Origin of the sequence: Streptomyces sp. CB03238, assembly GCF_002099185.1 — a bacterium.
Taxonomy (GTDB): Bacteria; Actinomycetota; Actinomycetes; order Streptomycetales; family Streptomycetaceae; genus Streptomyces.
Genome location: NZ_NBCN01000003.1, coordinates 71,938 through 86,246 on the forward strand (window position 1 = coordinate 71,938; position 14,309 = coordinate 86,246).

A 14,309-nucleotide genomic window follows, 5' to 3' on the forward strand; every position below is an offset into this window, starting at 1 on the left:
GGCGGCGTGGGCGAGTTCGCGCCGGACGACGTCCCAGTCGAACGTCGAGTCCAGGGGGAAGGTCCGCAAGCCCGCGGTGGCCAGGTGCTCGTCCCACGTCCGGGAGTGGGTGAACGGCAGGGACCGGTAGACGTCCCGCGGCATCGGGGAGGCGCCCAGCATGCGGCGCACCGTGGGGAACCACCCTCGGGTGAACTCCTCGTAGTGCAGGCCGGCCGGGTAGAGCCGTTCGAAGTACCGCCTGGGCTGGGCCACCGTGACACCGGTGTAGACGATGGACCCGCCGCCGACCCCCGCCCCGCGGGCGATGTCGAGCCCCCGCTCCTCGGACACCTCCATCACCCCGGGCGCGGGTCGGACGGGCGTGGGCAACGGCCCCCGCCAGCGTGTGGTGCGGCGGAACCAGAACATGGTGTCGGTGACACCGTTCATCGACCCGAAGTGTGCCTGCGCGGAGCGACGGGTCACTCACGGCCGCGCTCCACCACCAGGGTGTCCACCCCCGCCTGCCCGAGCCGCAGCGCGGCCACCGAACCGCCGAACCCGGAACCGATCACCAGCGCCCGGAAGTGCGTCCGCGACGCGGCGGCCGCGAACGTACGGCTGCCGGCCCCGCCCAGCACCGCCGCGCCGGGACCGGCCAGTGTCGCCTGGCCCGCCAGGCCCAGGATTTCGTCGACGGTGGATGGGCATGGGCCACTCCTGCGCGGGTTCGGGTCGTGCCGCTCTCATGTGCGGCGGCGTCATGCGGCGAAGCGACGGCCCCCTTTCGCCGGACACGCGCTTGCGTGGGGAAGCCGTCGAGGCCCGCCGGTGCGGGGAGTTCCGGTCAGATCACCCTGCGCTCCTCGAGCGGCGCGGCGTGGAACGCCGGGCCTCGTTCGCTCGGGAGCCGCGGCGTGTGGTTGACCAGCCGTGCCGAGTTGCCGACGACAGCGATGCTGCTGGTGTTGTGCAGCAGGGCGGCCACGACGGGGTTGATGGACCCGCCGGCACCGGCGCCCAGACCGATCAGGTTGACACCGATGGCGAGGCCGTAGTTCTGCCGGACGACGCGCAGAGTGTGGCGGCTGAGTTCCACGACGGCGGCGACCTGCCGCAGATCGTTGCCCGCGAGCGCGATGTCGGCGGTTTCCAGCGCCACGTGGGAGGAGTGCGCGCCCATCGCGATGCCGACGTCCGCCAGGGCCAGGGCGGGTGCGTCGTTGGTGCCGTCGCCGACCATGGCCACCAGGTGGCCCTCGTCCTGCAGGTCGCGGATCAGCTGGAGCTTGCCCTCGGGCAGGGCGTGGGCGTGCACCTCGGTGATGCCGAGGGCGTCGGCGACCGACTGGGCCGTTTCCGGGGAGTCACCGGTCATCAGGATGATGCGCTGGACCCCGAGGTCCTGGAGTTGCCGGACGACGGTCTCGGCTCCGCCGCGTACGGCGTCGGAGAGGCCGAGCATGCCGATCAGGTCGTCGTCGTGGGCCAGGCAGATGACGGTCTCGCCCTGCGCGCGCAGGTTGTCCGTCCACTGCCGGGCCCGCTCGGGCAGTTCCATGCCGTGCTGGCGCAGCAGCGCGGGGCTGCCGACGAGGAGGCGGCTGCCGTCGAGTTCGGCCCGCATGCCCATGCCCAGGACGACCTCGCACGCCTGGTGGATGGGGACGTGCAGGTGCTGCTCCTCGGTACGGCGGACGATGGCCTCGGCGAGCGGGTGGCGGGCGTGCAGCTCCCCCGACGCGGCGAGGCTGAGCACCTCGTCCGCGGTGAACCGCTCGTGGAAGGTGACCACGCTGGTGACCAGCGGGCGGCCCAGGGTGAGCGTGCCGGTCTTGTCGAAGACCACGGCGGTGACTCGTCCGACGCCTTCCAGGTGGGTGCCGCCCTTGATGAGGGTGCCGTGGCGGGCTCCGTTGCCGATGGCCGCGCTGATCGCCGTGGGGGTGGCCAGTCCGGCGGCGCACGGGCAGGCGATGAGCAGCATGGTCATCGCGCGCCGCGGGTCGCGGGTGAGCGCGTACGTGCCGGCTGCCAGCGCGAAGGAGACGGGGACGAAGCGGCGGGTGAAGCGGGTGGCCACGGTCTGGATCGGTGCCCGGTCGGCCTGGGCTTCTTCGACCCGTCCGATGATGCGGCCGACCGTGGTGTCCCGGCCGACGGCGGTCGCGCGGATGGTGAGGGAGCCGTTGGTGACGATGGTGCCGGCGTAGACCTCGGCTCCTTCCTGCACGTAGACCGGAAGGGCCTCACCGGTGATCGCGGCCTGGTCCACCAGCGCCGCGCCGGTGGCGGCGGTGCCGTCGACCGGGATCCTGTGGTGTTCGTAGACCGCGACGAGGTCGCCCGGTTCCACGTCCTCGAGGGCCACCTCGATCTCGACACCGTCCCGTACGAGCCAGACCCGCTCCTCGCCGACGCTCAGCAGTTCCTCGATGGCGCGGCGGGTCCGGCGCAGCGTGAGGGTCTGCAGGAACTCGCCGATGTTCAGCAGCCAGAGCACGGTCAGTGCCACCACGTTCTCGCGTAGGACGAGCGAGATCAGGGTCGCGGCGCTGACGAGGGTGTCCGTACCGGGATAGCGGCGGCCCAGGACGGTGTGCAGCGCCCCGCGGAAGAAGGGCAGGCCGCTGAAGACGGTGGCGACGCGCAGGAAGCCGAGCGGGGCGCCCGCCGTCCATGGCGGGCGGCGCAGCAGGAGCCGGTGCACGGCTACGAGGGCGAGTACCGCGCCACCGACGACCAGCCGGGCGACCTCGCCCGTGGAGGAGTCGGGTGTGCCACGGGTCGCCTTGGCCACGGCGGACGGTGGTGGCGCCTCCTCCAGAGCCGCTACGAGCCCGTCCACACGCAGGCGGTCGGGGGCGACCCAGACCACCACGCTCCCTGTACGGGGGAAGATCCGCAGCGCGCGGAAACCGTCCAGGTCGGCGAGCCGGTCATCGACCAGCCCCGCACAGCCGGGCCGGGCCCGCAGCCACGGCACGGTCAGGCGTACCCGGCCCGCGGCGACGGAACGTACGACGATGCCGGCCATGATCAGTGGGCGTGGTCGTGGTCGTGGGGATGGCCGTCGACATGGACCGCGGACGGCGGCGGTGCCTCCTCGCCCAGGGAGGACCGGGCCTCGGCCAGCATGTCGCCCGCCTTGAGACGGGCCTCCTCGGTGGCGGAGCCCAGCCACCGGCCCGCCACGATTCCGCCCGCGATGCCGCCGACGAGCGCCTTGCGGGCGGCGGGCCGGACCGCCGGTGCGGCTTTGGCCGCCCCTCGGAAGATCAGTCCTCCGACCACGCCGGAGACGGCGAAGTGTGCCACGCGCCCCGCGGTGGCACCGACCAGAGCAGCGGGATGCATCGGGCGCTCCTTCACAGCGACGCGCCCCCATCGCCCAACCTGAGTCCATTGTCCCCTGCCGGAGGACGATCGTGAAGTCCCCGGCCGGCCGCCGGGGGGAAGGTCGGTGCGCGGCGGGGCGTGCCTCCGGCGGACGCCGTCGGCTCCACCGGGGCCCCGCGCGGCCGCCGTGGGCCGGACCACCCGGCTTGCGGGTGGCCGGCCCCGTCCGGCGGCCGCCCGGTGGCCGCTCGCACGGGCCGACGGCTTGGGCGGTGGCGGTCCGGACCCGGGCGGTTCCGCCCGTCAGTGCGCCCGGGGAGTTCCCGCGACGGCCCTCACCGCGTCCGACAGGATGGCCAGCCCCTCGGTGAGCTCGTCATCGGTGCTGGTCAGCGGAGGCAGCAGTTTCACCACCTCGTCCGACGAGCCCGACGTCTCCACGAGCAGTCCACGGGTGAACGCGGCGCTGCTCACGCGCGCTGCCAGGGTGTGGTCCTCGAAGGCCAGGCCCCACACGAGGCCGCGGCCGCGGGCTCGGGCCGCCACTCCGGAGGCCGACAGCTGTGCGGCCAGGTCCGTCAGGTGTGCTTCGAGCACCTCGCCCTTGCCGGCGGTCTGCTTCTCCAGCGTGCTGTCGGCCCAGAACGTCCGCAGTGCGGCCGCCGCCGTCACGAAGGCGGCGTTGTTGCCGCGGAAGGTTCCGTTGTGCTCGCCCGGGCTCCATACGTCCAGCTCGCCGCGGAACAGGGTGAGCGCCATGGGCAGTCCGTATCCGCTGATGGACTTGGACAGGCAGACGATGTCCGGGATGATGCCCGCGGCTTCGAAGCTGAAGAACGGGCCGGTGCGCCCGCACCCCATCTGTACGTCGTCCACGATGAGAAGGATGTCGTGCTGCCGGCACAGATCGGCGAGCGCCGCCAGCCACTCCGCGCCGGCGACGTTGACCCCGCCCTCTCCCTGCACCGTTTCCACTATCACGGCGGCGGGCAGGTCGAGCCCGCTGCTGGAGTCGCCGAGCATCTCCCGCAGCAGGTCGATCCCGGACAGGGACGGGTCGCCGAACCCCTCGAAGGGGACGCGGTACACGTGTCCCAGGGGCACTCCGCCTCCGGCACGCTTGGCGGCGTTGCCGGTGACGGCCAGGGAGCCCAGCGACATCCCGTGGAACGCCTTGGTGAAGGCCACCACCGTTTCCCGGCCGGTGACCTTGCGGGCCAGCTTCAGCGCGGCCTCGACGCTGTTCGTACCGGTCGGGCCGGTGAACTGCACCTTGTAGTCGAGGTTGCGCGGTACGAGCACGAGGTCGTGCAGCGCCCGCAGAAGCTCGGCCTTGGCGTCCGTCGTCATGTCGAGGCTGTGGACGATGCCGTCGTCCTGGATGTAGGACAGCAACGCGTCTTTGAGGACGGGGTGGTTGTGACCGTAGTTGAGGGAACCGGCACCGGCGAAGAAGTCCAGGTAGGAGCGGCCCTCCCGGTCCTGGAGACGGCTGCCGCTGGCATGGGTGAAGACGGTCGGCCAACTGCGGGAGTAGCTGCGGACCTCGGACTCGATGGTCATGGGGTCGAAGTCGGTGTATGGGGGGTTCACCATGCCTCCTAGGCAGGTTGACGGGAGGTGGAGTCGGGCCGCGAGCCGTCGGCGGACACTTTCGCCGCGAGCTGGCAGCGGGGCACCAGGTAGAAGAGACCGCCGGCGGTGATGACGAGCACGACGGCGCACATCGCCCAGGGCAGTGAGGTTCCGTGGCTGTAGGCGAACACGCCGGCCGCCGGGCCGATGGACATGCCGGTGGTCTGGCACAGACCGAGGAAGGACAGGTACTTGGAAGCAGCCCCGTCGGGCGCCACCTCGGTCGAGAACGCCGCGGCGACCGGGGCCACCAGGATTTCGCCCAGGGTCCAGATGAGGACTCCGGCGATCAGCACGCCGAGGCTTATCCCGAAGAGGTTCACCGCGTAGCCGCCGCAGACGCACACCGCGCCGAAGACCACGGTCGTACGGCGGGCCCAGCGCGAGGAGTACCGGCTCAACGGTATTTCCACCAGGATCACGAGGACGGCGTTCAGCGTGAGCAGCCAGCCGTAGAGCTTCTGGTCGTGGTCCGAGTCGTGGATGGCCAGTGCCAGCGACCCGGTCTGCTGGGCGTAGACGAGGGAGATCAGGCCGAACAGCACCGCGGCACCGATGAAGCCGCGGTTCATGCGCACGGCCGGCCCGGTTCCCCGCCGCTTGCCCTCGCCGTCCGGGACGGCGGCCGCCCGGCCCAGACGCCGGGGCAGTGCGAGCAGCAGCAGTGTCGCCGCCGTCGCGGCGATGCCGTTGCCGACCAGCAGCGCCGTCATGGACCAGTCCATGAGGAAGGCGCCGAGCAGCGGGCCGACCGTGACTCCCAGGTTCATCGCGAGGCGGTAGACGGCGAACATGCCGACGCGCCGGTCGTCGCTCGCCTCGACGCCCACGACCGTCTGCGCGGCCGGCCCGTACGCCTGCACACCGGCGTTGAGCAGACACGAGACCACGACCGTCAGCGCGAATTGCTCCACCACGGCCGACGCGAAGGCGCACAGCGCGGTGAGCGTGCTGGACAGCAGGAGCGCGCCCCGCAGCCCCAGCCAGTCGGAGAGCTTGCCCGCGACGCCCGCGCCGGCCATGCCCGCCACCGCCACGGCCACCAGGGCGAAGGTGATGTGGCCCGGCTCGTACCCCCGGTCGGTGAGGATCAGCGTGAGGAACAGGGTGAAGAAGCCACCCAGGCGGTTGATGAAGACACCGAGCGAGACGATGGCGATGGCTCGGGTGACCCCGCCGAAGTAACTGCGGAAAAGTCGCGTCATATGTCAGCCAAGGAGAAGGAGTCGGATGGGTTCGACCACTGCCGCGAGCGCCACCACGAGCGGCCAGGCGAGCCAGCGCGTGACGTTGCCGATCCGGCGGAACGCGGCGACCGCGCCCATGACGTAGCCGACGGTCGCGGCGCAGGCGGGAAGCAGGAGCAGCCAGACCACCGAGCCGGGCAGGGCGCCGGCCGTGGCGAAGGCCGCGCAGAGCAGGCCGACGACCGCGAGCTGCCGCCGCCGCGCGCCGGGGTCGGTGGAGCCCGTCACACGGGCCACGATCCGCCCGGCCGCACGGATGTTGGTGAAGCAGTACGAGGTGATGACGGCGAGCAGGGCCGTGGACAGGGCGTAGCGCAGCCACCCCGGCGGTGTTCCCTCCGGTCGCCCGGCGGCCGCCCCGTACAGCCATGCCAGGGGCAGGTAGACGGCCGCCACCGCCGACGCGCCCAGCGCGACCCCCGCCAGCGTCACCCCGGGCCCCGCCTTCGTGCGCGGGACCAGGTCCGTGACCGATTCCCAGCCGACGCCCGCGAAGTACAGCACCAGCAGCGCGATCCCGGCCGCCGCCGCGGCGCCGGGCACCGAGGCCGGCGTGAGCGCGCTCCCCGGTGCCGCCGCGGGCCAGGCGGCCGCGGCGCACGCGAAGGCGAGGAGGCCCACGACCGGCAGGCGCAGGCGCAGCAGGGCCGGCGGCGTGGGCACGTCCAGCAGCGCGAGGACGAAGCCCACCCCCAGCACGCCGAAGGCGACGACCGGGCCCAGCCAGGCAGCGGCGTGACCGTCCTCCGCCACGGCCGCCACGACGCTCTGCGCGGCGAACCAGGCCAGAGCGGCCTGGCCGGCGGAGAAACCAATCGTGTACGCCAGGTCGACGCACCGCTGCGACGTACGGCCGAGGACCGACCCCACCGCCGCGGCCAGCGGCATGGGCGGCAGGCCGGTGCGCGCCAGCAGCGTCAGGAGCAGGGCGACCGCGGCGCCCAGCGCCACGTGCGCCCCCCAGAGCAGCGGAGCGCTCGGGCCGGCCAGCCCGTGGACGACGGCCGGCATGACGAGCATGCCGGCGCCGGCGACGCCCTGGAACACCCCGGCGGCGAGACGGGGCGCGGGGTGCCGCGGCCGGGTTCCGCCGTCGGTGTCCCCTGCCGTGCCGGCGCCCGGAACCCGCTGGGTGTCGGCGGTCATCGGGCGCGCTTGCGCAACCTGTCGAGGAGGACGCCGGCGCGCAGGGACAGCAGGCTGAACGAACCGGCGTCGCCGATGCCGTGGGAGGACTCGCACAGCCCGTTCAGGTACAGGTCGGGCGTGTCGGCGTCCATCGGCGTCAGGAGGTAGTCCGCGCTGATGTCCAGGTAGCCGTCCTCGTCGAAGACGAAGGAGTCGGCGATGCCCTCCATGAGCGGCGGTACGCGCTCCTGGTGCGGGCCGGGGCCCAGGTCGCGGAAGCCGGTGGCGAGCACCACGACATCGGCGCGTACGTCCTCGGTCTCCCCGGTGTTCAGCTCCTTGACCTGCAGGCGGACACCGTCCGGGCCGTCCTGCACCGCCATGGTCTGGCGGTTGCCCCGGACGAAGACCCGCTGGTCGCCGTCGAGCTTCTGCTCGTAGATCAGGGCGTACAGCTCGTGCAGTACGTCTCCGTCGGCGGCCGAGTAGTTGGTGAGGCGCATGTAGTCGTCCAGCACCTTCTTCCGGTGCCTCGGCGCCTGGTAGTAGTACTGGGTGAACTCGGGGAAGTACCCCTCCTCGCTGAAGGGGCTGGTGTCCTTCAGCCGCAGCCCGTACGGGCGTACATAGGTGGTGACCGTCGCGTCGGGGAAACGCCGTGACAGGTCGAGGGTCAGCTCGACGGCGCTCTGGCTGCCGCCGATGACGGCCACCTCCTTCGGCGGCCACTGGCCCTCGCCCCGCTCCGCCGCTTCCCGCAGCGCGTCGAGGGCGGGCAGGTAGCGCGTCAGGTGGAACACCCGGGGCGACTCGACGCGGTCGAACGGTTCGGGGACGAAGGCGGAGCGGCCCGGGCCGAGTACCAGGGCGTGGGCGTGGCGGACGACGCCGTCGGACCCGGTCACCCGGTATACGTTGCGGCCCTCGTCGCCCGGGACGATGGCGATGTCGGTCGCGGCGACGTTGTATTCGACGACGTCGTCGAAGTACCGGGCCACCCAGGAGATGTACCGGGTGTACTCCTTGCGCAGCGGGAACTCCATGGGGAGGTTCAGGAACTCGAGGAGCCTGCCCTCCTCGTGGAGGTAGTTGACGAAGCTGTACCGGCTGCGCGGGTTGCGCAGGGACACGAGGTCGCGTATCGGGTTGTTCTGGATGTCGGAACCGTCGAGCAGCATGGCGCTCTGCCAGGCGACCTCCGGCTTGGCCTCCAGGAAGGAGACGCTGAGACCGGCGTTCTCCTCCTGCAGCGCGATGGCCAGGGCGAGGTTGGCGGGACCGAAGCCGATCCCGAGCACGTCATAGTGTTCCGGTTGTTCGGAACGCGCCGGAGTCGTCGTCACTTTTCCCCCTTGGGTCGGGCGTTGATGGTGTGCGAGTAGTGGATCCAGGTCGACGACGCGCCCGGTTCTCCGGCGTCCTGGAGGAAACGGTCGTACAACGTCCGCGCCCGGTGGTTGTCGGGCGCGGTTTCCCATACGAGGGACCCGTACCCGCGCTCGCCGGCCGCGTCGGCGGCCGCGCGCAGCAGCGCGGCACCGACCTGATTCCCGCGGTGGCCGGGCCGTACGTAGAGGTCGTTCAGCAGGGCGACCACCGTGGCGCGGGTGGACACGCGGACCCAGTAGAGGGTCGCGAAGCCAACCGCCTGGCCTGTTTCGTCGTCCGAGGCCAGGAGCTGGAGCCCCTGGGCGGGGTCGGCGAGCAGGTCGCCGAAGAACGCCCTGTTGCGGGCGTCGTCCGGCGCGCAGCCGTAGAAGTTCTGGTAGTCGGCGATCAGCGGGAGCACCGCCTCGAACGTCGATTCATCGACGTGGCTGATGCGATAGGGCATGTCTTGCTGCCTCTTACTCTGTGTTGCCCAGGGGCGTGCCCCGGTGGGTACGGCGTGCGGGGCCGGCGGGCCGGCCCCCGGCGCCTCGGCCCGTGGTTCAGGACGGCGACTCGGCCGGGTCGCCTTCGAGTACGACGGCCTGCTCCAGGGCGTCGAGGCGGCTCGCCACCTCGTCCTGGTCGCCGCCTTCCGCGATCAGGTAGGCGTAGCGGGACACGTAGTCACCCGGAGGCGGCTGCAGGGTCGCGCCGGGGAGGGCCAGGGGTTCGGCTTCCAGGAGGTGGGGGTGGTCGGCGGCGGACGGCAGGGAGACGCCCGTCATGGTGGTCGGCTCGGTGGGGCAGCAGAAGCGGATTCCCACCGTGCGGGGGTTCTCGGGCTCGGCCGTCGGCCGGTCCTGCCGTACGCCCAGGGCCACCTCCGCCGCGATCCGGCCGAGGTCGACACCGCCGGCGAGCCAGCCGAGTTTCGGGATGAGGTCCCCGCCCGGGCGGCCGTTGATCTCGATGACGACCGGGCCCCGCGGCGTGAACTTGATCTCCGCGTGGGTCATGCCGTGGTGGAAGCCCAGCGCCTTGTGGGCCCTTTGCAGCAGGTCGGAGATGTCGGGGTCGTGGAGGTAGGGGTCGTCCGGGGAGACGATGTGGCCGGTCTCGATGAAGAACGGCGGTTGCCCGATCTTCTTGCGGGCGACGATGTGGGCGGTGAACGCACCGTCCACCACCGACCCGTCGACGCTGATCTCCGGCCCGTCGAGGAACTCTTCGACGACGATGTCGGGGTACAGCTGGATCCCGGGGTACGTCGAGGCCGCCACCGTGATCCGGTACGCCTCGTCCGTCTCCTCGGGCCCGGTCACCTTGATGACCCCGGAACTGGCGCCCATGGAGCGCGGCTTGAGCACCAGGGGGTAGCCGAACTCCTCGCCCACCGCCCGCAGTTCCTCGGCGGAGGTGACGCTGGTGTGCCGGGGCTGCAGCAGTCCGGCGTCCGTCATGAGCCGTCGGCTGAGCTTCTTGTCCCGGCACGCCGAGATGGCGTCGACGGACGCGCCCGGCACTCCGAGGGCGGCGATGAGGTGCGCCGAGGGCAGCAGGAGGCCTTCGTCCGGTGCGAGGACCCCGATGATGTCGCGCTCCGCGGCGACCTGGCGGGCGGCGGCGACGAGGTCGTCCGGGGTACGCCCGCTCAGCACCGTGCTGCCGGTGGCGTACGGGGCCTGCCAGGTGAGCTCGTCCGTCTCCAGCAGCCACAGGGGGCAGGCGCGGGCGGCTCCGGCGAGCAGGTGTTCACGGTAGGGGCGGCTGTCCCGGTCCTTCTGGCTGCCGATGCCGACGACCAGCAGCACTCCCTCCTGCCCGCTCATGCGAGGTCCTTGGTGGCGGCGCGGCCGATGCCGGACAGCTTGGTGGGGCTGCCGTCCGGGGTGAAGGGGTGGTGGAACGTGAAGGACTCCGGGGTCGGGCCGTGGTCGTGGAGGTGCTCGATCCGGCGGCAGGCGTCCTCCCAGGTCGGTACGGTGTCGTCGCCGACCCACCACATGGCGTAGGAGGGGCACTCCGGCTTGACGAACCACTCGTGGCGCTTGCGCAGGGCGTCGCGGTGGACGCCCGAGTAGGAGAAGGAGAAGACGGACTCGATGTCCTTCCACAGGGACAGCGTGGACGCCCGGCTGTCGGTACCGGCGGTGCGGCCGCCGGTGTAGAAGCGCGGGACGGCGAACCGGCCCCACTGTCCCCAGTCACGTTCGAAGTTGGTGAGGTCCTCCCGGTCGTCGACCGCCACCGCCCGGTCGATGAACCCCGGGCTCAGCTCGGCTTCTCGGAAGGTGGACGGTGTCCGGTCGTCGAATTCCTGGACGACCGGGTGGCCGTAGGGCTCCTTCAGGATGTTGAAGGTGGTGAAGGCGATACGGGGCATTTCTCTACTCTTTCGGTGCGTCGACAGAAGAGTCGTCGGCGACGTCACGGGCGAAGTCACGGACGAGGGCGATGACGTCCCGCGGTTTCTCGAACAGTGCGAAGTGGCCTGCGTCGATCTCCGCGTAGCGGCTGTGCGGGATGGCGTCGTGCAGGGCGCGCGCGTAACCGACCGGGACGATCTGGTCCTGGGTGCAGCCGATCACCAGCGTCGGGACGGTGATCCGCGGCAGGAGGCCGCGGATGTCCACGCGCGTGTTCAGATCGATGTGCCGGACGATCCCGGGTGGCACCCGCTCCTCGGCCACGAGTTCTTCGATCCCGGCGGTGCCCAGCCGGTTCAGGTGCTCCGTGGTCCAGCCGCTGAGGTGCAGGAACCGGGCGAAGGCGTCGTGGTCGAGCGCTTCGAGGCGACGCCACAGGTCGAACGCGTGGCGCTGACGGTCGTCGGTGACCGCCCACCCGGCGAGGAGCACCAGGCCCCGCACCAGGCCGGGGTGGGCGGCGGCAGTGGCCGCGGCCACCACCGCCCCCAGCGAATAGCCCATCACGACGGCCGGTCCGGCACCGGCGTCCCGCACCGCCGCGGCGGTCTGTTCGGCGAGCAACTCGACCGTCAGCGGGTCTCCTGGGTCCTTGGTGCCACCGGCTCCGGACAGGCAGGGCCGCACGACGGTGTGCCGGTCGGTGAACGCGTCCAGCACGTGCCCGAAGGTGGATTCGGGCGAGCCGCCGGTGCCGTGCACCAGAGCGAGGCAGGGGCCGGTACCGGCGACGGTGTAGTCGACCGGACAGCCGGAGGTCGTGACCGTTGGCAAGGCGTACAGCTTTCAGGAGAGGAGGGTGAGGGGGGTTGTCCGGCTACGCGTCCACAGGGCGGAAGAACACCGGTACGCGGTCGGCGATACGCCCGCCGGCCGGCAGGAAACGCCCGGTGCCCACCGGCCACGGCGGAGTGCCGCGGAAGGCGTCGGCCGGGGCGATGCCCAGCCGGTCGAGCAGTGAGGAGGACCACGCCGGTGTGATCGCCCAGGCCGCCGCGGCGAACCGGGCCAGCAGCTCCAGGTGGGTGGCGAGCCGGCTCTCGTACGCCGCGCGGTCTCCCGACCGTGCGGCCTCCAGCCCGGGCAGGTCGGCGACGGCTTCCGAGACGGCGCCGGCGAGCAGCGTGGCCGCGCGCTGGGGCGAGAAGTGTTCGGGCGCCAGGGCGTCGGCCACGGCGTCGGCCACCTTCGCCGTCGTACCGCCGAGCGGCCCCGTGGTCCAGTCCGCCGCCGGTACGACGCCGCCCATGTCCTCGCGTACCAGCCGCACCACGGTCTCGACCCACTGCTCCAGGCCGTTGACCAGAACCCGGTCGACGGTGTCCTGGAACTCCTTCATCGCGAAATTGGTCTGCGAGAGCTCGGGGCCCGTCAGGCACAGGTGCATACGGAGCGCGTCCGCCGACACCTGGGTCAGGAACTCGCTGCCCCAGATGGCGTGGTTGCGGCTGGTGGAGAACTTGTCGCCCTCCAGCCGGTAGAACTCGTTGGTCACCACCTGTGCGGGCAGTGTCAGGCCGCCGTGCGCCAGCAGGAGGGCCGGCCACAGCACCGCGTGGCTGAAGCTGCAGTCGAACCCGATGAAGTTGATCACTTCGGTGGCGGGGTCGCTCCACAGCCGCTCCCACAGCTCCGGCTCCCCCTCGGCACGGGTGAGGCCGGCGGTCGCCGCCACATAACCGAAGATCCCACTGAACCAGGTGTCCAGGATGTGACCCTCCCAGCCCGGCAGCGGCACGGGGATGCCGTAACCGTCCTCACGGCTCACCGGCGTCAGCGGGAGGGGCCCGGAGAGCAGCGTTTCGAGGTAGGCCTTCAGCCGGGGACGCCACTCCGCCTTGCTCTGCGCCTGGGCGTAGTACTCCGTCAGGGCGTCGCGCATCGCCTCGAGCGGGAAGGAGATGCGGCGCAGTGTGCGGAGCTCGGGGGCGGTCCAGCACCGGGTGCAGCGGGGGGCGGCCAGCCCGGCGGGCTCCTGGGGCAGCCCGCACTCCTCGCAGTAGACGCCGTCCGACGGGGCGGCGCAGAACTGGCACTCGCCGCGGACCTCCGCCTCGTACAGATGGCGGTCGCAGTCGGCGCAGTGGAAGACGGGCAGCTCGTGGACTTCGAAGGCGCCCTTGTCCCACAGCTCCAGGAAGAACCGCTGGACTATGTCGGTGTGCAGCTGTTCGCGCAGGGGACGGGTGAAGTAGTCGTGCCGCATCCCGGCCATGGCGAGGGTGTTCTCCATGCGCCGGCCGAAGACGTGAGCCGTCTCGTACGCGCTCTTGCCGCCGAGCTCCTCGCCCCTGCGGGGTACGTAGCAGGAGTGCTCGTCGGAGTAGCCGACGTACCGCACGTCGTGGCCGCGCTGTACGAGGTGGCGGCGCATCACGTCGGCGCCGAGGAACGGGCCGGAGAGGTGTCCGAGGTGCAGGTCACCGTTGGGGTTCGGTGGTGCGCTGGTCACCACGAAAGAGCGGCTCTCGACGTCAAGGGCGTTCATGTACGGGCACTCCTGTTGGTGCGTGATGGTGGTGTGGCGCCGCGCTTCGGCATCTTCTGCGGCGCCGGCGCGGCGGCCTGGCCCGAGGGGGCCGGGTCCGGGGACGCCGCTGCGGAGACGGCCTCGCCGGTCGTCGACGTGGGGTCTGGCGTGATGTGACATTCCCTGGCGCTGCCCGAGACGCGGCTGTGCGGCGGCACGTCCACGGCCACCACGGCACCGGCACCGATCCTGGACGCCGTACCGACGGTGACGGGCCCGAGGACGCTGGCACCGACGCCGACGATCACCTTGTCCTCCAGCCGTGGATGCCGGCGGGTGCCCGGCGGACGCTTGAAGTCGCGCCACCAGCCCACCGATCCCAGGGTCACCTGGTGGTAGAGCATCACGTCCTCGCCGATGACCACGTCCTCACCGATCACCACGGAGGCCCCGTGGTCGATGAAGAACCGGCGTCCGATGACGGCTCCGGGATGGATCTCGATCCCGCTGACGAACCGTGCCAGCATCGAGACGGCCCGCGCCGTCACCCGGAATCCGCGGTGGTAGAACCAGTGGGAGACGCGGTGGGCCCACAGGGCGTGGATGTGCGGGTAGAGGAGTACCTCGCGTGCGCTGCGGGCCGCGGGGTCCTTCTCCATCACCACGGAGATGTCCTCCCGCATGTGCGCGAGAACGGCCCGGAGCCCGCGT

The 14,309-nt window shown here is 71.7% G+C and carries 13 protein-coding genes; all 13 read right to left on the bottom strand.

Going from position 1 to position 14,309, the window contains the following annotated elements; translation table 11 throughout:
- Positions 1 to 464: 464 nt before the first annotated feature.
- Positions 465 to 623 carry an NAD(P)-binding protein gene (locus BKD26_RS38960; RefSeq protein ID WP_241518547.1) on the bottom strand — a complete coding sequence of 53 codons (159 nt, stop codon included), beginning with the start codon at positions 621 to 623 and terminating at the stop codon, positions 465 to 467.
- 206 nt (positions 624 to 829) lie between these two features.
- Positions 830 to 3,019 (bottom strand): cation-translocating P-type ATPase, encoded by a 2,190-nt coding sequence (locus BKD26_RS05380; RefSeq protein ID WP_084896349.1) that lies wholly within the window; start codon positions 3,017 to 3,019, stop codon positions 830 to 832.
- A gap of 2 nt (positions 3,020 to 3,021) precedes the next feature.
- Complete coding sequence (locus BKD26_RS05385; protein ID WP_084896351.1) at positions 3,022 to 3,339, bottom strand: DUF1490 family protein; 318 nt, start codon at positions 3,337 to 3,339, stop codon at positions 3,022 to 3,024.
- 285 nt (positions 3,340 to 3,624) lie between these two features.
- Positions 3,625 to 4,917, bottom strand: a complete 1,293-nt coding sequence (gene ectB, locus BKD26_RS05390; protein WP_084896353.1) for a diaminobutyrate--2-oxoglutarate transaminase — start codon at positions 4,915 to 4,917, stop codon at positions 3,625 to 3,627.
- 5 nt (positions 4,918 to 4,922) lie between these two features.
- Positions 4,923 to 6,161, bottom strand: a complete 1,239-nt coding sequence (locus BKD26_RS05395) for an MFS transporter (RefSeq protein ID WP_084896355.1) — start codon at positions 6,159 to 6,161, stop codon at positions 4,923 to 4,925.
- 3 nt (positions 6,162 to 6,164) lie between these two features.
- On the bottom strand, positions 6,165 to 7,349 hold the full coding sequence (locus tag BKD26_RS05400) for an amino acid:polyamine antiporter (protein WP_107417771.1): 1,185 nt from the start codon (positions 7,347 to 7,349) through the stop codon (positions 6,165 to 6,167).
- Positions 7,346 to 8,674 (bottom strand): SidA/IucD/PvdA family monooxygenase, encoded by a 1,329-nt coding sequence (locus BKD26_RS05405; RefSeq protein ID WP_084896357.1) that lies wholly within the window; start codon positions 8,672 to 8,674, stop codon positions 7,346 to 7,348. The genes BKD26_RS05400 and BKD26_RS05405 overlap by 4 nt, the downstream gene beginning before the upstream one ends.
- Complete coding sequence (locus tag BKD26_RS05410; protein ID WP_084896359.1) at positions 8,671 to 9,165, bottom strand: GNAT family N-acetyltransferase; 495 nt, start codon at positions 9,163 to 9,165, stop codon at positions 8,671 to 8,673. The genes BKD26_RS05405 and BKD26_RS05410 overlap by 4 nt, the downstream gene beginning before the upstream one ends.
- A 97-nt stretch (positions 9,166 to 9,262) precedes the next feature.
- Positions 9,263 to 10,531 carry an ATP-grasp domain-containing protein gene (locus BKD26_RS05415; RefSeq protein WP_084896361.1) on the bottom strand — a complete coding sequence of 423 codons (1,269 nt, stop codon included), beginning with the start codon at positions 10,529 to 10,531 and terminating at the stop codon, positions 9,263 to 9,265.
- Positions 10,528 to 11,085 carry a DUF3291 domain-containing protein gene (locus tag BKD26_RS05420; protein ID WP_084896363.1) on the bottom strand — a complete coding sequence of 186 codons (558 nt, stop codon included), beginning with the start codon at positions 11,083 to 11,085 and terminating at the stop codon, positions 10,528 to 10,530. Before BKD26_RS05420 ends, BKD26_RS05415 begins: the two co-directional genes overlap by 4 nt.
- Before the next feature lie 4 nt (positions 11,086 to 11,089).
- Entirely contained in the window at positions 11,090 to 11,902 is an 813-nt protein-coding gene (locus tag BKD26_RS05425; protein WP_084896365.1) for an alpha/beta hydrolase, read from the bottom strand.
- A 43-nt stretch (positions 11,903 to 11,945) separates the two neighbouring features.
- Complete coding sequence (locus BKD26_RS40115) at positions 11,946 to 13,616, bottom strand: class I tRNA ligase family protein (protein WP_179166427.1); 1,671 nt, start codon at positions 13,614 to 13,616, stop codon at positions 11,946 to 11,948.
- Positions 13,613 to 14,281, bottom strand: coding sequence for a serine O-acetyltransferase EpsC (gene epsC / locus BKD26_RS05435; RefSeq protein ID WP_206603675.1), 669 nt, complete (start codon positions 14,279 to 14,281; stop codon positions 13,613 to 13,615). The genes BKD26_RS40115 and epsC overlap by 4 nt, the downstream gene beginning before the upstream one ends.
- Positions 14,282 to 14,309 lie beyond the last annotated feature (28 nt).